Annotated in this window: 16 protein-coding genes; 11 read left to right on the forward strand and 5 right to left on the reverse strand. The window is 59.1% G+C overall.

Annotated features, from left to right (window positions below; all coding sequences use genetic code 11):
* Positions 1-143: 143 nt before the first annotated feature.
* A complete protein-coding gene (npdG, locus tag JXQ78_RS15875) occupies positions 144-806 on the forward strand; it encodes an NADPH-dependent F420 reductase (RefSeq protein ID WP_330633557.1) in 663 nt (220 codons plus the stop codon).
* A gap of 4 nt (positions 807-810) precedes the next feature.
* Here npdG and JXQ78_RS15880 read toward each other — a convergent pair whose 3' ends face one another.
* Positions 811-2,043 (reverse strand): Zn-dependent hydrolase, encoded by a 1,233-nt coding sequence (locus JXQ78_RS15880; protein ID WP_407934085.1) that lies wholly within the window; start codon positions 2,041-2,043, stop codon positions 811-813.
* Positions 2,044-2,150: 107 nt separating this feature from the next.
* On the opposite strand from JXQ78_RS15880, the gene JXQ78_RS15885 reads away from it, so the two are divergent.
* Both JXQ78_RS15885 and JXQ78_RS15890 read left to right on the forward strand, forming a co-directional pair.
* A complete protein-coding gene (locus tag JXQ78_RS15885; RefSeq protein ID WP_330633499.1) occupies positions 2,151-3,788 on the forward strand; it encodes an N-acyl-D-amino-acid deacylase family protein in 1,638 nt (545 codons plus the stop codon).
* A 113-nt stretch (positions 3,789-3,901) separates the two neighbouring features.
* Positions 3,902-4,933 (forward strand): LLM class flavin-dependent oxidoreductase, encoded by a 1,032-nt coding sequence (locus JXQ78_RS15890; RefSeq protein ID WP_330633500.1) that lies wholly within the window; start codon positions 3,902-3,904, stop codon positions 4,931-4,933.
* A gap of 1 nt (position 4,934) precedes the next feature.
* On the opposite strand, the gene thrC is transcribed toward JXQ78_RS15890, so the two are convergent.
* Positions 4,935-6,176: a threonine synthase gene (gene thrC / locus JXQ78_RS15895; RefSeq protein WP_330633501.1), complete on the reverse strand. Its 1,242-nt coding sequence runs from the start codon at positions 6,174-6,176 to the stop codon at positions 4,935-4,937.
* Positions 6,177-6,447: 271 nt separating this feature from the next.
* On the opposite strand from thrC, the gene JXQ78_RS15900 reads away from it, so the two are divergent.
* The gene (locus JXQ78_RS15900; RefSeq protein ID WP_330633502.1) at positions 6,448-8,148 is read left to right on the forward strand and encodes an inositol monophosphatase family protein; all 1,701 of its coding nucleotides are present in this window, start codon (positions 6,448-6,450) and stop codon (positions 8,146-8,148) included.
* A gap of 18 nt (positions 8,149-8,166) precedes the next feature.
* Here the strand turns inward: JXQ78_RS15900 and JXQ78_RS15905 are convergent, their stop codons facing one another.
* On the reverse strand, positions 8,167-9,570 hold the full coding sequence (locus JXQ78_RS15905; protein ID WP_330633503.1) for a dihydroorotase: 1,404 nt from the start codon (positions 9,568-9,570) through the stop codon (positions 8,167-8,169).
* Between the two features lie 68 nt (positions 9,571-9,638).
* Between JXQ78_RS15905 and JXQ78_RS15910 the strand changes: the two genes are divergently transcribed.
* The 7 genes from JXQ78_RS15910 (at position 9,639) to JXQ78_RS15940 (ending at position 17,208) form a co-directional block, all read left to right on the forward strand.
* Complete coding sequence (locus JXQ78_RS15910) at positions 9,639-10,937, forward strand: amidohydrolase family protein (protein WP_330633504.1); 1,299 nt, start codon at positions 9,639-9,641, stop codon at positions 10,935-10,937.
* A gap of 166 nt (positions 10,938-11,103) precedes the next feature.
* Entirely contained in the window at positions 11,104-11,745 is a 642-nt protein-coding gene (rdfA, locus tag JXQ78_RS15915) for a rod-determining factor RdfA (RefSeq protein ID WP_330633505.1), read from the forward strand.
* On the forward strand, positions 11,742-13,520 hold the full coding sequence (locus JXQ78_RS15920; RefSeq protein WP_330633506.1) for an archaea-specific SMC-related protein: 1,779 nt from the start codon (positions 11,742-11,744) through the stop codon (positions 13,518-13,520). The genes rdfA and JXQ78_RS15920 overlap by 4 nt, the downstream gene beginning before the upstream one ends.
* 127 nt (positions 13,521-13,647) lie before the next feature.
* The gene (locus JXQ78_RS15925) at positions 13,648-14,541 is read left to right on the forward strand and encodes a hypothetical protein (protein ID WP_330633507.1); all 894 of its coding nucleotides are present in this window, start codon (positions 13,648-13,650) and stop codon (positions 14,539-14,541) included.
* A 91-nt stretch (positions 14,542-14,632) separates the two neighbouring features.
* Positions 14,633-15,436, forward strand: a complete 804-nt coding sequence (locus tag JXQ78_RS15930) for a hypothetical protein (RefSeq protein WP_330633508.1) — start codon at positions 14,633-14,635, stop codon at positions 15,434-15,436.
* Between the two features lie 198 nt (positions 15,437-15,634).
* Positions 15,635-16,762 (forward strand): S1C family serine protease, encoded by a 1,128-nt coding sequence (locus JXQ78_RS15935; RefSeq protein WP_330633509.1) that lies wholly within the window; start codon positions 15,635-15,637, stop codon positions 16,760-16,762.
* 68 nt (positions 16,763-16,830) lie between these two features.
* Complete coding sequence (locus tag JXQ78_RS15940; protein WP_330633510.1) at positions 16,831-17,208, forward strand: Rid family detoxifying hydrolase; 378 nt, start codon at positions 16,831-16,833, stop codon at positions 17,206-17,208.
* Positions 17,209-17,216: 8 nt separating this feature from the next.
* Here the strand turns inward: JXQ78_RS15940 and JXQ78_RS15945 are convergent, their stop codons facing one another.
* Together JXQ78_RS15945 and JXQ78_RS15950 are read right to left on the reverse strand one after the other, a co-directional pair.
* Positions 17,217-18,077, reverse strand: a complete 861-nt coding sequence (locus tag JXQ78_RS15945; protein WP_330633511.1) for a YIP1 family protein — start codon at positions 18,075-18,077, stop codon at positions 17,217-17,219.
* A gap of 82 nt (positions 18,078-18,159) precedes the next feature.
* Complete coding sequence (locus JXQ78_RS15950) at positions 18,160-19,488, reverse strand: 5'-deoxyadenosine deaminase (protein ID WP_330633512.1); 1,329 nt, start codon at positions 19,486-19,488, stop codon at positions 18,160-18,162.
* Positions 19,489-19,545 lie beyond the last annotated feature (57 nt).

Genomic DNA, 19,545 nt, shown 5'->3' on the forward strand with positions numbered 1-19,545 from the left:
GGTGTGTCCGGCTGGGTACACGGTGGCCAAATAGATTGCTGGAGACACACTGATCTGTGGCTTTTGCCACGGTTTTTTGTGCGCCACCGACCGATCTCGCCGGCGTCGGAAGTTTTTCGGTAGCCGACTCCGACGATCATTTCATGGAGATTGCACTCCTCGGCGGCACGGGTGACATTGGAGAAGGGCTGGCGCTTCGGTTTATACGAGACACTGACCACACGATTCACATCGGTTCACGAACGCCCGAAAAGGCAACCGCGAGCGCCGATGCGTACGCTACCAGACTCGGAGACGACGCCGGTGAGATCACTGGCTCGAGCAACCAATCCGCAGCCGAGCGCGCTTCCGTGATCGTCTGTAGCGTTCCACCGGAGTATGTCGTCTCGACGATCGAATCGATCGAATCATCGCTCAATATGGGTGACGTGCTCGTCAGCCCAGCCGTCAGCATGAATCGAGGGCCGGGTGGATTTGTCTACGATCCGCCGGCGGCTGGGAGTGTTGCTCAGGCAGCTGCACAGGCTGCCCCCGACGACGTTCCAGTGGTCGGCGCATTCCAGAATCTGGCAGCAGGCGCGCTCGCTTCGCTCGAAACGGCAATCGAAGCCGACGTGGTCGTCACCGGCGACGATGAGGCGGCGACGGCCACCGTCACAGAGCTCGCAAGCGAGCTCGATGGCATTCGCGCGATTGATGGCGGCGGATTATCGGCTACAGCTAGCGTTGAAGCACTCACACCGCTTCTCATCAATCTCGCCATGAACAACGACGGAATGCACGATCTGGGCGTTCGCTTCGAGTGAGCACTCACTCGGTGGCACGCTGTCTGAGAGTTTCTGCCAGCACGTTCGTTCCGGTGACGACATCCGACCACTCGGTGAACTCCGATTCACGGTGGCTGACCCCATCGACGCTGGGAACGAAGATCATGCTCGTGGGCGCGATGGTGTTGAGATAGTTGGCGTCGTGGCCCGCCCCACTCACGAGGGTGGTGTAGTCACAGTCTAGGCGCTCCATCGCGTTCGTCACGGTATCGATACACGACTGATCGAACGGATCGGCGTCGACACGCATGATCTCCTCGGTGGTGAACTCTACGCCCTCTCGATTGGCGGCGTGTGCTATCTCAGCGCGGAGCTGTGCGACGGCATCATCAACGACGGAATCGTCGTACGACCGCAGATCGACGGTAAACTCGACGGTTTCTGGTATCACGTTGATCGCGTTCGGCCAGACATCAACGCTGCCGACCGTGGCGACGAGATCGGAGCCAGCCGTTGCGGTGATCGACCGGAGTCGGTCGGTTATCGACGCGAAGGCAGCCAGTGGATCTCGACGCATCGTCATCGGCGTCGGGCCGGCGTGATTCGCGAGCCCCGTCAACGTGACAGTGAGCCATGAAAAGCCGAACACGCCCGTCACCGCCGCCACCGAGCGATCCTCGCGTTCGAGATACGGCCCCTGCTCTACGTGGAGTTCGAAGTAGCTGTGGATGTCGTTGGCCGAACACGGAACGTCACCATCGTAGCCGATCGCTGAGAGCGCATCACCAAATGCCACGCCGTCGTCGTCAGTTCGGTCGTACGCGTAGTCTTCGTCGAACACGCCACAGTAGACGCCACTGCCAAGCATGTCAGGCTGGAACCGAACACCTTCCTCGTTCGACCACGCCACCACCTCAATCGGTCGTTTGTGGTTCACATTCTCGTCTTGCAACGTTTCGAGAACCTCTAGCCCACCGAGCACCCCGATTACACCGTCGTATCGGCCGCCGTTGTACTGGCTGTCGATGTGCGAACCCGTCATCACCGCCGGCGCGTCCGGATCGGTCCCAGCGCGGCGACCGAAGATGTTACCCATCGTGTCGATCCGTATGTCAAGTCCTGCCGACTGGAACCATTCTATAAGTGTATCGCGGGCGCGTTTATTGGCTGGTGAAAGTGCTGGCCGGTTAACGCCACCGTCGTCAGTCGCCCCGATGGCACTGAACTCCTCGAATCGCTTTGCAAAACGGTCGGTATCAATCGAGAGACAACGCATGGGCAGTGGGTTCATCTAACTGTCACATAACAATGTCGGCCAACGAATCACAGACACACGCCACACACCGGCGAAAAAGCAATACACCGAACCATCGCACAGCCACCATGTCTCGTTCAGATGACACCAGTATCGAATTTCAGAACGCAACCGTGTGCGACGGAAGTGGCGGGCCGCGGTTTACGGCGAACGTAACGGTTACAGATGGGATTATTCAGCGGATTGGAACCGACCCAGGCAACGGGGACCGAGTCATCGATCTGGACGGAAGCGTGCTCGCACCAGGATTCATCGACATGCACGCCCATTCGGATCTCAGATTGTTCGAGCATCCGGAGGCAACCGAGAAGCTCACCCAGGGGATCACTACCGAGGTGCTCGGACAGGACGGCGTAAGCGTTGCGCCAACGCCAGCATCACTGCGTTCGGAATGGGCAGAGCGGGTGCAGTCACTCGATGGAGCGCTCGATGAGGAGTGGCCCTGGACGACCACCGGTGAGTACCTCGATCGGCTAGGAGCGGCCACACCAGCGGTCAACGCGGCGTACTATGCTCCACACGGCAACCTCCGCTCACACGTGGCTGGATTTGAAGACCGGCCGCTGGACGATGACGAACTGTCGCAGGGAGAGGCGCTGTTGAACGTCGCACTGGACGAGGGGGCGTTCGGGCTCTCAACAGGGATGATCTATCCGCCATCGTCGTACGGACGAGACGACGAACTCGAGGCGCTGGGGGCGGTGCTCGCAGAACGCGATTCATTTATGATTTCACACGTCTGGAACGAAACCGATCGGGTGATCGAGTCAATCGACCGGTATCTCACACTCTGTGACCGGGCGGGCTGTCATGCACACATCTCCCATCTCAAAGTGGGCGGCCAGCAAAACTGGGGAGCCGCAACGAAGATCATCGAACTGATCGACTGCGCCCTCGAAAACGACCAGCGCGTCACCTTCGATCAGTATCCCTACACCGCCGGCTCAACGACACTCACCGCGCTGTTACCGCCGTGGGCACGGCAGGGCGAAACGCCTGAAATTCTCGAACGGCTCCGATCGACTACCACGCGAGAACGGATCGCCGAATCGATCAACGGCGATGGAGACTGGGAGAATCTTGCGCGCGCGGCCGGGAGCTGGGAGAACATATTGATCACAGACACAAAGAGCGGTCAGTGGCAGGGCACCACCATCGAAGCGATGGCCGCGTCGATGGATCGTGAGCCAGTAGACGCGCTCTGTGAACTGCTCCTCCAGGAGGAGCTTGACGTGACGATGGCCGATTTCATCATGGATGAGGGTGACATCGAACAGTTCATCCAGGATATGCGCGGAACGTTCTGCACGGATGGAATTTTTGGTGGTAAGCCCCATCCGCGTGCGATCGGAACGGTTGGGCGACTCATCGACCGCTACGTCACCGAACGAGAAACGCTCTCGCTCGAAGCGTTCGTCGCCAAAGCGGCCGGCACGCCAGCAGACATTCTCGGGCTCCAGGACCGGGGCTTCGTGCGCGAGGGCTACGTTGCTGATCTCGTCGTGTTCGATCCGGACGCCGTGCATACGGGTGCAACGTTCGAGAAGCCATGGCAGCTGACGGAGGGATTCGAGTACGTCGTGGTTGGTGGCACAATTGTCCTCGAAGACGAAACACCGACTGGCGAACGGACCGGCACCGTGTTGCGCTCAACGACGGAGTGGGATGGACGCAGCCGTCCGACCCTCCATCGAACGAACTGCTAAGTGTGCGTCTGAAACAGACGACACCTGTCAGCCACAGCCGCCACAGATTCAGTGTGTGAATTATCACTTCCCAAACTGTTAAGTCCGTTTTCAAAAAACCGTGCGTTCGACTCATGGCAGAACAGGTCTTCGACCGCGGTGACCGCATTGGAATCTATCTGCAAGATAAACGATCGCTGCAAGCGAACCTCGAACTGGTTCAGTACGCAGAATCACAGGGGATCGACGAGATATGGCAGGCCGAATCCCGGCTTGCGCGCGATGGGATCAGTCCGCTCGGTGCGTACGGTGCAGTCACCGAGGAGATCAGACTCGGCACTGGTGTGATCAACAACTGGACGCGCAACACCGCGCTCATCGCCCAGTCGATGAGCACGCTCGAAGAGCTTGCCGGCCCCGACAGGATCCTCTGTGGAATCGGTGCATGGTGGGATCCACTTGCAAAAAAAGTTGGTATCGATCGCAGCGGCGCGCTGCGGGCGATGCGCGAGTGCGTAGAAGTGACACAGCGACTCCTCGATATGGAGAACGTCACCTACGATGGTGAGTACGTCCAGTTGCGCGACGTCGAGCTCGATGTCGTCCACGGCGACGACGGCCCCCGGACGGTGCCGGTGTACGTGGGAGGGACTGGATTCTCGATGCTCACGCTCACGGGACATTTTGCTGATGGGGCGTTGCTGAACTATCTCGTCAGTCCGGAGTACAATCAAAAAGCGCTCGACGCGCTCGAGGAAGGAGCAAAACGAGGCGGGCGAACGCTCGACGATATCGATCGTCCACAGCTCGTTGTTTGTTCGATGGACCACGACGCAGACATCGCTCTCGACAACGCCCGAGAGCTGATCACACAGTATCTCGGCCAACAGCCCCACATCATGAAAGCAAGCGGCGTGAGCCAGGGGCTGATCGATTCGGTTGGAGAGGCAATTGGTGGCTGGCCAGCCGATAAGGCCGACATCGAGACTGGAATGGAGCTCATTCCCGACGAGGTCGTTCATAAACTCACCGCGAGTGGCACGCCAGAGCAGTGTCGGAAAAAAGTTCGCGAGTACGCCGACAACGGCTGTGATTGTCCGATTCTCTACCCACTCGGCGACGATCGCCAGCTCATGATCGACGAGTTCGCAGACGGCTATCTGTGAGCTACTGTTCGTCGCCGTAGCGCCGATCCACGTCCTCGATCGACGGCGCAATCCGTTCGACACTTCCCGCCGCTTTTTGTGCACTTTCTGCGTCTTTCAATCCAAAGCCCGTGGTGACGACCACGACGGTTTCGTCGGCGTCGATGATCCCCTGCTCGCGAGCAGTGCGGACGCCAGCTACCGGCGCAGCGCCGGCGGGTTCGGCATAGACGCCCTCCGTCCGACCGAGCAACGCCTCGGCGTCGAGAATCTCAGCATCAGAGACGAGAACCGACGCACCACCGCTCTGTTCGAGTGCCCGACACGCCTTGAGGGTGTTTCTGGGCCGACCCACCGCAATGGAGTCGGCCAGGGTTTCTGCCACATCATCGACAGTATCGTGGTCGTAGAACGCGTCGTGGATCGCCGCCGCACCCGCAGCCTGGACGCCGAGCATTTTTGGCGTCGTTTCGATGAAATCCAGCTCGTAAAACTCTCGCAATCCCTTCCACGCTCCAGCGATCGTACAGCCATCTCCCATCGAGAACACGACCCAGTCGGGAATCTCCCCACGGGCGACCGACTGATCGGCGAGTTCGTGTCCAACGGTTCGCTTTCCCTCGATCTGGAACGGGTTGATCGCCGCATTCCGGTTGTACCAGCCGTACTGCTCGGTCACCGCGACGCTCAGGTCATACGCTTCGTCGTAGCTGCCGTCCACTGCGAGGACATCTGCGTCGTACACGAGGGGCTGAGCGAGTTTTCCAGCCGGCGCATCACCCGGGACGAAAATTCGACAGTCGAGGCCACCACGGGCTGCGTATCCAGAGAGCGAGGCGGCCGCGTTTCCTGTTGAGGCACAGGTGATGATCTCCCGGCCGGCGTGTTTTGCTTTCGTCACCGCAATCGAGCTTGCCCGATCTTTGAAACAGCCGGTAGGATTGCGCCCGTCATCCTTTATCAACGTTCGTACGCCGAGCGCATCGCTCAATCGAGGGGCGTCGAACAGTTCCGTCCCACCCTCGTTCAACGTGACGATCTCTGCCGTTTCATTGACCGGAAGAAACGCCCGGTATTTCCACTGATTCGGAATCGGTCCACCCACGGTGGCCTCGAATCGCTCGCGGATCACGTCGTAATCGTAGACAACCTCCAGAATCCCCGCCACACCGTCGTGTTCGTCGCAGGTGTACACCACCTGTTCGGGGTCGTACTGTTTTCCACACAGCGTACAGGCTACCGTTTTGACATGCTTCATACCCATACACCCACCCAAAGAAAGACGATTACTTAACTATCCCGACGGATGTCAGTTGTGGGAGTTGGGTGGATGCAGCGTGTACGGGCCGACTACAGCCTGTTAACGGACGCGAATCCTGAACAGGGTGTGGGCATCGAACGCCCATCTGGCACATCGACAACCAGCCGTGTGGACCGTAGCTATTTACGAAACTGATTTGATTACTCCACCGCTGGGTTAGACCAACGCACTGTGACTGCTGTCACTCGTGTCGGGAGTCCCCAGCAGGCAAACAATGTATGGAAGACGATTAGCAACGGTCGAGCGGATTATCGCACTGGTCAGTCCGAACAGCGACGACGCCCAATCGGTGCTACAGAAGTGGGCATCCGAGAACGATCTCCCCGTCGAGATGGTACCGGTCGGTGACACAATCGATTCGGTCTATGAACCGGACGGTGAAACCCTCGGTGTGACGCTCGGTGGCGATGGAACGTATCTCGAGGGCGTCAGACAGTTCAGCCCATATGGGATTCCGATACTGGGCGTAAACGCCGGTTCGCTCGCGTTTCTGGCAGGGGTTTCGCCGAGCGATCTACCAGCAGCGTTGACAGAAACGGTGACAGGAGGAGCGACGATCGATCGCCGCCAGCAGCTCCACGTTCGCGCGCCCGGTGTCGACTGTACAGGCATCAACGACGTGATGATCGAGCACGAACCACCCGAGGATCCCGTTGATCGAAAGATCAGCAGACTCCAGGTGTTCATCGACGAGGAGTACATTGGCGAGTACGAAGGGAGCGGCGTCGCGGTTTCGACGCCCACCGGATCGACCGGCGTGTCGCTCTCTGCTGGTGGGCCGGTCCATCTTCCGATGAACAACGATACACTCCAGCTTCTGGGGTTGCACACACATTCGATGGGGGTTCGTCCGGTCGTATTCGACAGCGATTCGACGGTCGAAATCGTCGCCACAGGCGGTGGCTCGTTGCTCGTCGATGGCGGAAGAGCTCACACAACGCTCGATGACAACGCCGTAATTCGGGTTTCGGGGGCGGATACACAGGCATTCGTGGTCTCGACGAGCTACGACGACGATTTTTTCACTTCGATTGCCGAGAAGCTCGGCTGGGCACCCCGAAACGACCGTCACGACAGCGGGCCAGAAGCGCTCCTCACAGACCGCAACACGCAGTCGTCTGATCTGCTCTCTCGGGCCAGACGCGTCGCGGCCGAGGCTGCTCGGGCAGCCGGTGAAACCCTGCGCGAGACCCACGGCACGATCGAAGATGTCACCATCAAATCCGATGCAGCCGACATCGTAACGGCGGCCGACTACCGATCGAACGATATCATCACGACGGTCCTCGAAGAGGAGTACCCCGAGTTTGGCATCCGCTCCGAAGAGAGCGATCCCGTGGCTGGCAGCTCGAAATTCACGTGGGTGATCGATCCGCTGGACGGAACCGGAAACTACGCCCACCACAACCCGAACTACTCGATCTCGATCGCGCTGCTCGAAAACGAGACGCCCGTGATGGGTGTTGTCTACGCGCCCGAAACCGACGAGCTGTTCAGCGCGATCGAGGGAGCCGGTGCGACGGTGAACGGGACGCCACTCTCGACGACCGACCGGTCGTCGCTTGCGGAATGCATGTTGCTCTCGGGCTACGATCCGAACGGCGAGTTCATCGCACACTGCTATGAATCGACGCGTGGCGTTCGAAGTTTGGGCTCCTCAGCGCTGAATCTCTGTTATCTGGCCCGTGGCAGCGCAGACGCCGTCTGGGAGTACGATACCTATCCCTGGGACGTGGCCGCCGGCGTGGTCATCGCCCGGGAGGCCGGCGCAACGGTCACCACTGCGGACGGAACGCCCTATGAGCTCGGCCAGGAAACTGCCAAGCGCAATGAACTGCTCGGATCGAACGGCTCGATCCACCAGGCGCTAGTCACGCATCTCGAAGCCGAACAGTCGCTACAGCTCGCAGATTGAACGGCGTACGGACGACGGTTACCTCGGGAGAAACCGACCTCGACCCGGATCGGAGTGGACCGTGTGATCGGTTGCGACGATCTCGCCGCCGGCGATCACGGTCGCCACGCGAGCGGTCCATTCACGGCCCGAAAACGGCGTCCAGTCGCCAACGAACGCGTACTGCTCCGGAGTGACGGTGTGTGTCGTTCGGTCGATGAGAACGAGATCCGCGTCCGTGCCGACACGGAGCGATCCCTTCCGGGGATAGAGTCCTGCCCTGCGCGCTGGATTCGCACAGACGAGCGCACACGCACGTTCCCAGCTAATTCGACCGTCGTGAACGCCCTCGCTGATGAGCCATTCTAGTAGCGTTTCGACGCCTGGCAACCCAGCCGGTGGCTCCCAGATATCGTCCCAGCCGGACTGTCGATCGGCTCGATACGACGGGAAATGGTCCGTGGCGATGCAATCGATCGACCCATCCTGAACGAACTCCCAGAGCCGATCACGTTCACCACTCGAGCGCAGCGGCGGGTTTACCTTACAGTATGGTCCCTTCGCCGCGAGGGCGTCCCGGGTGAACGCCAGATACTGGGGGCAGGTTTCGAGCGTCACCGGCACGTCGGTTCGTTCGGCAATCCGGTTGCCCAGCGCAACACCCCTGGCGCTCGAGATGTGAACGATGTGAACTGGGCAGTCGGTGTACGACGCGAGTCGACCAATGCGTTCGATCGCAGCGAGTTCGGCTTCGATTGGTCTCGAATCAGGATACACCGAGGGATCGGTGCCAGAAACCGAATCGCGCGCGTGATCGAGGATCGGCTGGTGTTCGCAGTGAACGCGCACGGTCGTGTCGGTCTCGGCAACCGTCGCGAACAGCTCCAACAGCGTCTCCTCGGCAGCACGATACGGATCAGCGGTGAACGCTTTGAGCTCAGGAATGCCGACCGACTGGAGGCCCGCCACGTCGATCCCAGTCTCCTGGACGTTTCCTGCCACCAGTCCGAAATCGACGTGTGCGCGTTCGCTACAGTGCCGAATTTTTCGGTGGGCCGCGGCCGGCGTCGTGATCGGTGTCTGGGTGGGTAGTTCGACGACGGTCGTGACACCACCGGCTGTGGCAGCTGCAGTCTCGCTCTGGAAGTCGATTCCCGGTGGGAAGACCGCGGGATCGTGCATGTGCGTGTGGATATCCACCGCCCCGGGGAGCGCAACCATTCCTGATGCGTCGATCGTTCGGCGCGCTGTCGTGACAGCTGTGGCGTCCCCAACCGATTCGATCGTTCCGTCGGCGATCGCGATCGAACCACGGGTGACGCCAGTCGGCGAAACGATGCGTGCATTCTCGACGAGCAGGTCGATCATCGGTGCTGGTGGCTCCGCCAGCACCAAAACTAACCGGCCCCACAGCGACGTGTGGCCACACACCGACTGTGCCATCGGCTCACGAGTACCAATCGAATGTGTCCGTATCAACAGTTTAGTGAACACCCAGTGATCCCGATCCTGTGATACTGAACGCAGGCACACTCGTGACGATGGACGACGACCGAACGGTCCGAGAGGAAGTCCACGTCATCACCAAGGACGGTGCGATCGTCGGCATCGAGGACGGGTTCGTGACCGGATCCGATGTGATTGACGCGAGCGAATCGGTCGTGATTCCGGGACTCGTCGATTGTCACACACACCAGTATGCGCTTGGGCTCCGAGGTGCTCCAATCGAGGCGAGTCCACGAAGCTTCTATGAGGCGCTCACCGACATCTGGTGGGAAGTCGATGTGGCGTTCACCGAACGGGACGCAGAGCTCACCGCGCTTGGATCCTGTATTGAGATGCTCGAAAGCGGCGTCACCACGTTCTGTGACAACTTTTCGGGGCCGAACACGATCGATGGGGGGCTCTCTGGGGTCGCAGCCGGCGTCGGCACAACACCAATCAGGGGAACCATCTCGTTCGAGGCAACGGCACGCGACACTGTCGCAGACGGAATGGCAGGTGTTGGGGAAAATCGACGATTCATCCGGGAAGAAGAAGACGACTATGAGCACGTGACGGGCCATTACTGTCTGCACACCCTGTTTACGAACACTCCCGAGATCATCGACGAGTGTGTGTCGAGCGCACTCGAAGACGACCGTCCCATCCAGCTCCATCTCTCGGAGGGACTCGTCGATGTGCACGATGCGATCGGCGAGTATGGCTGTCGTCCAGTGGAGGCACTGGCCGAACTGGGCCTGTTCGATGCCCGTGTCATCGGTGCGCACTGCGTCCATGTTACCCCCGAGGAACTGGACGTGCTCGCGGACAATGACGTTGGAATCGCGCACAATCCCTACTCGAACACCAACAATGCGGTCGGCATTGCCGATGTCGAATCGATGCTCAAGCGCGATCTGACGATCGGACTCGGAACGGACGGCTGGGATCCAGATCTCTTCGAGACGATGCGCACGGCCGCCGGGATTCACCGGTTGAAGGACAACGATCCAAGCGGCTTCGATCCAGCACTCGCGCTCGAATGGGCAACCATTGGAAGCGCAGCCGTTCTCGGAATGGACGATGCGATCGGCTCGATCGAACCCGGAAAGCGAGCCGATCTCGTCACCCTCGATCTTGGCCCAACACCAGTACGGCCCGACTCTGCGCCGGGATACGTCGTCAGTGCCGGTGGCACAGCTGTAGTCGAACGAACGATTCGGGAGGGGCAGGTGGTGTACGACACCAGCAATGGCGTTCGAGGCGTCACACCTGCGGACAGAAACCGAATTACGGAAGCCACCAGGGACCTCTGGGAACGATTATAGGCCACAGCACACACTGGGAGTGCTGATTTTCGGACCAAAATTAACATCCTTAGGGTGTTAAACACTGATCGATGCGTGTCAGTGACACACAATATTGTGCATGTGCACACGGTGAGTACACGCTCCGTCTGAAGGTTTATCATGTATCAGCAACGACCTGACAGTCATGGAAGCAACCACCGGCTGCAAGGTGGACCGGATCATTGCGGAGTACGGGCTGTTCGATGCCGATCCGCAGTTCGATTCGCTTGACGATGGATTGCTCGCGCGCTGGCGTGGGAACGCGGGACGAACACCGCAGGGATATCGTCCGCTGACAGACTGGTTCAACAAACGCCTCCTCAGAACGGTCTACACGGAACACGGCCGTGAAACGCTCTCTGGGCGACTTGAGGCTGCCTACGAGACACTCCAGTCAGACGACCCTTTGGACACTGCTGAGCTGATTGAAAGTCTCGCCGTGGACGGGATCGACGGAGAGCAACTCCAATCGGATTTCGTCTCCTGGGGAACGATGCGAACGCACCTCACGGAGTGTCTCGATGGAGAAAAAGAGCCCCAGCAGTCCTCTGGTAACTGGGAACGCGAGAGCGTCGATCGTGCCCGACAGATTGTCCACGAGACGGTCGAAGAAGCGGTCTCATCGCTTACCGGCAAAGATGTGATCGCAGACGGAACAACGGCCGCCATCGACGTGCAGATACAGCTACGCTGTGGGTCCTGTCCAACCCAGGTCCCGTTCGGGGTTGCGATCGAACGGGGCTACATCTGTGCAACCCATGGTGACGGTGGGGGGAACAGAAAATGACCTGGCAGATCGAAATCGACAGCATTGCTGGCATCGTCCACGGGACGGCCACAATCGAGCCGGGACTCAACGCCGTTCAGGCGTCGAACTGGCAAGGAAAATCGAGCTTCATCACGGCGCTCAAGACCGCACTCGGAACGACGGCTGAACTGACCGAGGGACACACTCGTGGGGGCGTGTCGGTTTCGTATCCCGACGGGCAGTTGCGGGTCGAACTCGCCCGAGAAAACGGAGCGATAACTCAATCGGGGTCGCCGTATCTCGCTGGCGAGCATGAAGTGGTGTGTGCAGAGCTGTTCGCCTGTCTCGACGAAGATAATCCCATCAGACGCGCCATCAGAGGAGAGTCAACGCTGGAGTCTGTGTTGTTGCGTCCGCTCGATTTCGAAAACATCGACGAACAGATCGCAGAGCTCACCCGCGAGCGCGAGCGCATCGAGACGGAGCTATCACAGGCCCAGGGCGCACAGCGCCGACTCGATGATGTCGCCAGTACGATCGAGCGACTCGAACGGGAAATCGAGCACCTAACCAGCCAACGCGATGCGATCGAAGGAGACACCTCCAGCACAGACGACACGACAGCCGGGCCCCACGAGGAACTCGCACAGGCAAGGACCAAGCTCCAGTCTGCAGAATCTCGCGTCCGTCGCCTGGAAGGGTCGATCGAGAGGATCGAAAACCGACTCAGCGATCGCCGTGAAAAACGAGCGTCGCTAACAGTTCCGGATCGGGGTTCGATCGTAGATGATCTCGAAACAGCCCGGGAGCGGCTAGAACGACACAAGCGAGACACGGAGCTGTTGCAATCGGTGTACACGGCGAACGAACGGCTGCTCCACGAGGGTCGGCTGGATGTCATCACGGACGTTACTCGCGCACTATCAGGTGATACCGTCGAATGCTGGGTCTGTGGTGGCAACCAACCGACCGATGCGTTCGAACGACGCCTTGATGAGCTCGCAGAGACGCTTTCGACGCTGCGTGCACGAACCGACCGACACCGCGAGCAAGTCGACGAGCTCGAAGCCAAGCGAGAGGAGATCACACAGCTAGAGCGCCACAAATCCGATCTCGACGAGGAAATCGACGAACTCGAAGCCCGCCTAGAGGATCACACCGAAGAGCTCGAAACGGCCACCGAACGAGTCAAAACTGCACAGAAACGCGTTGATGATCTCACCGATGCGATCGACGGCGTGCTCGAAGAGCGGTCTGACATCGAGAGTGAAATCAAATATCGGCAGGCCGAACTCACCGAAACCAGAGCGGAGTATCATACGCTCGAAAATCGAGCCGAGCGAGTCGAGCTGTTGCGAAACGAGCGCGAATCGACGGCTGAGGCGATTACACAGCTCAGAGAACGCAAAGACCGAATCAAACGTGAGACACGGGAAGCGTTCGACGAGACAATCGACGCGCTGCTCAAGCGGTTCGAAACCGGGTTTGAAACCGCAAGACTCACCGATTCGTTCGAGCTCGTCGTGGCTCGTGATGGCAGACGCGCCAGTCTGTCGGCGCTCAGTGAGGGCGAACGAGAGCTGCTCGGGTTCGTCACCGCACTTGCCGGCCGAGCAGCGTTCGATGTCGCCGAAACGGTCCCGCTGTTGCTCGTCGACGGAATCGGCGGGCTCGCAGCCGACAATCTCCGGACGCTCGTCGAATATCTCCACAAACGGACGGAGTATCTCGTGTTTACGGCGTATCCAGAGCACACCATGGTTGAGACAACCGTTGTCGATCCCACGGAGTGGACGATCGCCAACGCCACCTGAGTGTCCGCAACGCTCACAGCTGGACCGACGAAATACTAACTCGAATAGCACGAGTAATTGTGATAACCAGGACAATATTTCCTAAACCAATACATAATTGGACTGACCGCGAAAGTATGCTGATACGATGGTTAGCGGTACCTTCGAGCAGTTCACCGAGCTTTTGAAACGCATCGAGCTGTCGGATGTCGAGATCGGCAACGTCACGATGCCAGAACGGATCACCGACCGGGACGCAGAGCTCGCGGCCGAGCTCTCTCTCGAGATCCCAATGGTTCACGCGGTGGCCGATGATTCGACCGTTACCGTTCAGCCGACGGAGCTCTCAATGGACGAAGACCGGCTACAGGTTGGTCTCTCCGTGTCACTACCCGTAACGGATGGGCCGACAGGCGGACAGACCAGACAGCCCACCATAGCCCGACAGTTACAGGATGCCCACCGAATACCAGCGTACAAAGATCCCAAAGCGCTGGCAGCCGTCTACCACGAGTATGATACTTTCCCGGAGATGACCGAGGCACTCGGCGTGGACGTTACCTCCGAGACGGTCAGACGCTACATGGTCGAATACGAAATCCACGACCCGACCGACCACTCACCGCAGCAGCTTCGTGCGGCCGCACTCGGCGACGACGTCCCAGAGACGGCCAGCACAGAGGGGTCTGCTCACATCACGTCGACTACTGTCGAGCGATCTACCGAACCATCGAACGTGTCACCGTACGCCGATGAATCCGTCGCAGAACTGCTCGAGCGGGCCGACGGTGACGATTCGATTGCAGCCGACGGGCTTGGCATTCCACGGGAGCTGACGCTCGCTGAGTTCGCCGAAATCATCAACGACGCCAGTTCGATCACGGAGGTGAGCAATCGACTTGACCTTGGCGTCTCCACCGTTCGCCAGCTGCTCGAAAAGCTCAATCTCGTCCACATCGTGACGAATCAACTGGCAGCCGGCCAGATCACTGTCTCGGAAACGGCACTCTACCGACGGATCGATCCGGACGCCCTCGATTGATACCAGCCATCGTCCGACAGCTCCATCGCGGTCTCGAACACAAACCAATCAGGAGGAATTATTAGTGTACGCTGTCCGAACCGTGTGTGCAATGGCAACAATCAGGGTACGGGAGTGGACAAAACAACAACTAGACCGGATCCGATCCAACGAGTCACACTCCTCTCACGATTCCGTTATCAAATCACTGCTCCGAGACCGCGAGTTGGCACGACTCGTCGCATCACCCGAGACCACACCTCCAACAGAACACACAGGAGAGCCCGAACCCGAGCGAAATGGCGAATTTGGAACACTCACCGTGCTCGCAGAACTCACACAGCCACAGAACGGTGTGTTGTTCCTGTGGTGTCCAAACTGTGGAAACGAAGTCGTTCACCTCACGACTGAGAGCACAATTGACATTTCCGTGCTCGAAATCGACTGTCAGAGCTGTCTGTCACCGCTCGATCACCACAGCATCGTCGCGATCGACGTTGATTATCCGCTCGAACAAAAGATTGTGGACGGATCGCTCGAAAACGATCTTCAACACTGTGTTATCGATTACTGGGACCGAACGCTCTCACGGATCGATAGCCAATCGGAATCGAGCACCAGCACGCCAGAAGAATTAGTATGGAAATTTGATAACTATCACAAAATGTTGTTGATAGAATGGCCCGAAAGCATCCCAGTTGTCAGTTTCGAGCCGGATACTGTCTATCGTGATCTCGTGACAGATCAACTGATTCGAGTCGACAAATCAGTAACCGAGAATCGAAATCGCCTCGATTCGTTCGAGGTTCGTCGGTACGATCCCAGTGGTGATCCAGCAGCAACCACCCCGGAGATCATCGACAGTGCTGAGGTGACAAATCTACTGTTAGAACGACGACTAGTAATAGAAGCATAACTCTCATCTGTGGGTTGGACAATGGGCGCACCCGTGGAGGGATCGAACTGTCGGCCAGCAAGATCCAGGGGGTAGCCATCCAGAAACTTTCATCCACTGTGACGATTCACCGTGTAGCGAATCGGTGCGGTCAGAATCCATGCCGGCAACGGGGTCGTACATCCACACATCCAGGTGAAGATTCAGGACACGGTCAGTGTGAGAATTCCGTTCGCGAACATCAACGAACTGGTTCGATCCAGTGCGTTTATTCCCCTCACAAACAAGGAGTACGCAATGGGACGAACCGGGCTCTCGCGGCGATCGTATCTGGCAGGTGTTGTTGGAACGGCGGTAGCACTCACGGGCTGTCAGGGGCTGACCGATCGATTTCCGTCGGATTCGACGCCGACCGAGAACCAAACACCCGACAGCGGTGGTGGATCGTCGGTATATAAGCGTGTCTACGACCAGACGATCGACTCGATCGTGATGCTCTCGGTGACCGCACGCGGTGGCCAGCAGGGCCAGGGTTCGGGCTTTCTCATCGATGGGAACACGATCGTCACCAACGCACACGTCGTTTCTCGGGCGGAATCGATCGAGATGCAGTTCGCGCGTGGAGAATGGCGCTCAGCCACGGTGCTTGGTTCCGATCCCTACAGCGATCTGGCTGCAATCGAACCCGCTGCCGTCCCGGATTATGTCACGCCGTTGCCGATCGACGACAGAGAGCCGGCCATCGGTACCACCGTTGTCGCCATCGGTACACCGTTCGGACTCGACGGAACAATGACCACCGGTATCGTCAGTGGATTGAATCGGTCGATGCCAGCGCCAAACAACTACACCATTCCGGACGCTGTACAGACCAGCGCGCCGGTCAATCCTGGTAACTCCGGGGGACCGTTGCTCACCGTCGATGGCTCAGTTGTCGGTGTGATCTCCGCCGGAGGTGGAGAGAATCTGGCGTTTGCGATCTCTGCGCCGCTCTTAGAGCGGGTCGTTCCCTCGCTCGTTGATTCGGGCAGTTATCACCATCCAAAGTTGGGAATCAACGCGGCTACCGTGACACCGTCCGTGGCAGAAGATCTCGGAATGGGCCGGCCGCGTGGTGTCGTCGTCACGGAGGTGAGTGATCCAGCACGTGGCACGATCGAGGTTGATGACGTGATCGTGCGGGCAAACGATACCGAGATCGATTCACAACAACAGCTGAGTTCATTCATCGCGCTGCATACCTCGCCGGGAGCGGCCGTCTCCGGCACGCTATTGCGTGATGGCTCCGAGCAGACTGTCGAGGTGACACTCGGCCGGCGCGAACCGGCATCTAGCCCACAGCAATAGGGTGACACTCTCACCCACAGTATCGCCAGGTCAGGAACTTTATCCCTCGGTGCCCGAGTTATAGGAGTATGAAACGGACGGTCAGCACTGACGAAGCCCCCGCTGCGGTGGGCGCATACAGCCAGGCAACGACGAACGACGACATCCTCTTTACGGCCGGCCAGCTGCCAATGACACCGGATGGGACACTACTCGATGATGGCTCGGTCGCCGAACAGACCGAGCAGGCGCTCTCGAACGTGGCTGCAGTTCTTGATTCCGAGGGGCTCACCATGAACGACGTGCTGAAGGTGACCGTGTTTCTCGATGATATCGACGATTTCGACGAGATGAATGAAACGTACAGCGAGTTCTTCGTCGAAGATCCCCCTGCCCGCAGCGCTATCGAGGTGGCCGCGGTGCCAAAGGGTGCTGCGCTCGAAATCGAAGCGATCGCCACGAAGTGAGCAAACAATCACAGGAGAGCAGTCCCTCCGAAGAACACGATTGAAGCGGTACAGAACACAGTTCCTAGTAATCGGTTCAGCCACACGTTCCACGCAGCGGGCTCAACGTCTCGCATCCGCCGTTTGCTACCGATCGCATCGAGCTGTTCGCCGAATTTGCTCAGTTTGTATGGCCATGTCACCAGCGGTCCGCCAACACACAGACAGAACAAGCTGACAATCGAAAACTGACCCTGGAACGGCTCCATGGACAGCGAACCGACGAACGCCACGACAACGGGCCCGACCCACATGGCTGCGCGTCGACGAGAGACGTCGGTCAGCGAACTGAGTCCATACACGTAGATCACCGCCTGCCAGAGAATCGTGACCACAGCCACAACGAGAAACGGTTCTAGGGTGACACCCGTGACGAATCGGGGGGCAGCTTCACGCAGTCCAGGGGCCGTTTCAGGAACTGGCCACGACGAACCGGCACGTGAGACGAACAGTGGTCTAGCCGTGTATCTGACGGCAGCGGGTGCAAATCCCACGCCAGCCAGCGCCAGTAGTTCTCGAAAGCCGCCGCGATTCCGGCCAAGGAGCAGGGCAAACACGGCGGCCGTGGCGAGCCAGCAAGAGAGCACCGCAAGCACGGCACCGAGAACGAGACCATTCGTGGCGCGGGCAACCACACCAGTTGCAGTTCTCATCGCCGTTCTGTCGAACGACGATTCGATACGTACCGTTCCAGAAACGAGCTCAGTGACCACCTGGATCGAGTGGGCCACGCCGAAACCGTTGGCGACCGCGAGAACGAGAACGATCGCACACGCGATTCGAAACGACGGAGCCCCGGACTCGAACGCTTGATCGGGACGAACGATCATTCGGAGCAGCGAACCAAATGGTATCACACCCGCTGCTATGATATGTAATCAGAAGTAGTGTTTGACAGCTGTACTATCCTCGTTAGCTCTGTGCGTTCTGTGCGGTGGTGTGTGCGCCCTCGAGATCGAGCTCGATCGAGCGGGCCTGCTCTCTGATCGTCGCAGCATCTGCCGTGGTGAGCTCGCCATCATCAACCACAACCTCCCCATCGACCATAGTGAAGACGACATCATCGCCGTGTGCGGCGAAGACGACGTGCGAGAGGGGATCGTGGAGTGGGGTTGCGCGGGTGAGCTCGGTTTCGAGGCCGATGATATCCGCGTTCCAGCCGGGCCGTAGGGCACCGAGTTTTTCGAAGCCGGCGGCTCGTGCGCCGTTGATGGTTGCCATTTCGAAGATCGTCGGAGCTGGCGTCGCGGTCGGATCGAGCGCGTCAACTTTCTGGAGGAGGCTCGCCTGTTTCATTTCGGTGAGTCCGTCGAGTGTGTTGTTGCACGGCGGGCCATCATTCCCGAGAGCGACGGTGATGTCGCGCTCGAGATACTCTTCGATGGGGGCAATGCCGGAGGCGAGTTTCATGTTTGACGATGGACAGTGCGTGACGTTGGTGTTGGTTTCAGCGAGGAGCTGGCGTTCGTCTTCGGAGGTCCAGACACAGTGTGCGAGGATGACATCCTCGCCGGTGAGACCAACTTCGTGGAGCCACTCGACGTTTCGCATGCCGGTGTCCTCCTGGACGGTTTCGATTTCGCTCTGATTTTCGCTGGCGTGGGTGTGAATGCGAACGTTCTCGTACTGATCGGCGAGTTCGCGAGCGCCGCGGAGACAGGCTTCAGAGCAAGAGACGGCAAAGCGTGGGGTGACGGCATAGCGAATGCGATCGTCGAACGAGCGGTGATAGCGCTCAATGAGCCGGCGTGATTCTGCGAGGCCGGCTTCGGTGTCCTCACGGAGGCCCTCGGGCGAGCGCTGATCCATCAACACCTTCCCGAGCAGCCCGCGAATGCCGAGCTCGCCGGCCGCCTCGAACGCTTCGTCGGCGTGTGAGACGGAAAGATGGTCGATCACCGTGGTGGTGCCGCTCTCAAGACATTCGAGATAGCCAAGCTGGGCGGCCACGCGCATCTCTTCGGCCGACAGCGACGCCTCCATCGGCAACACGTGATCGAACAGCCAGTCCAACAGCTCAGTATCATCTGCAATCCCTCGACCGAGACTCTGCACCGAGTGGACGTGCCCGCCAACCAATCCTGGCATCACGATCCCGAACTGGCGCTCATCGTGGGAAGGAAACTCTGCACGCATGGCCGAGCGCTCTCCTACCGCCTCTATCCGGGAGCCGGTTACCACAACTCCCCCATCGTCGATTACTGTCGTCGAATCGACGATCACAGTCCCCGAAAGTATCATGCCAGGCTGAGTACGCCAATGAGCCTGATAAAGGCTCGTATTGCCCGTCGCGCGAAC

The sequence above is a fragment of the Halocatena halophila genome (assembly GCA_027563145.1).
Lineage (GTDB): Archaea > Halobacteriota > Halobacteria > Halobacteriales > Haloarculaceae > Halocatena > Halocatena halophila.

Coding starts and splice junctions, on each gene's coding strand:
- npdG (WP_330633557.1), top strand. CDS start 144: ATGGAGATTGCACTCCTCGGCGGCACGGGTGACATTGGAGAAGGGCTG.
- JXQ78_RS15880 (WP_407934085.1), bottom strand. CDS start 2,043: ATGCGTTGTCTCTCGATTGATACCGACCGTTTTGCAAAGCGATTCGAG.
- JXQ78_RS15885 (WP_330633499.1), top strand. CDS start 2,151: ATGTCTCGTTCAGATGACACCAGTATCGAATTTCAGAACGCAACCGTG.
- JXQ78_RS15890 (WP_330633500.1), top strand. CDS start 3,902: ATGGCAGAACAGGTCTTCGACCGCGGTGACCGCATTGGAATCTATCTG.
- thrC (WP_330633501.1), bottom strand. CDS start 6,176: ATGGGTATGAAGCATGTCAAAACGGTAGCCTGTACGCTGTGTGGAAAA.
- JXQ78_RS15900 (WP_330633502.1), top strand. CDS start 6,448: ATGTATGGAAGACGATTAGCAACGGTCGAGCGGATTATCGCACTGGTC.
- JXQ78_RS15905 (WP_330633503.1), bottom strand. CDS start 9,570: ATGGCACAGTCGGTGTGTGGCCACACGTCGCTGTGGGGCCGGTTAGTT.
- rdfA (WP_330633505.1), top strand. CDS start 11,104: ATGGAAGCAACCACCGGCTGCAAGGTGGACCGGATCATTGCGGAGTAC.
- JXQ78_RS15920 (WP_330633506.1), top strand. CDS start 11,742: ATGACCTGGCAGATCGAAATCGACAGCATTGCTGGCATCGTCCACGGG.
- JXQ78_RS15925 (WP_330633507.1), top strand. CDS start 13,648: ATGGTTAGCGGTACCTTCGAGCAGTTCACCGAGCTTTTGAAACGCATC.
- JXQ78_RS15930 (WP_330633508.1), top strand. CDS start 14,633: ATGGCAACAATCAGGGTACGGGAGTGGACAAAACAACAACTAGACCGG.
- JXQ78_RS15940 (WP_330633510.1), top strand. CDS start 16,831: ATGAAACGGACGGTCAGCACTGACGAAGCCCCCGCTGCGGTGGGCGCA.
- JXQ78_RS15945 (WP_330633511.1), bottom strand. CDS start 18,077: ATGATCGTTCGTCCCGATCAAGCGTTCGAGTCCGGGGCTCCGTCGTTT.
- JXQ78_RS15950 (WP_330633512.1), bottom strand. CDS start 19,488: ATGATACTTTCGGGGACTGTGATCGTCGATTCGACGACAGTAATCGAC.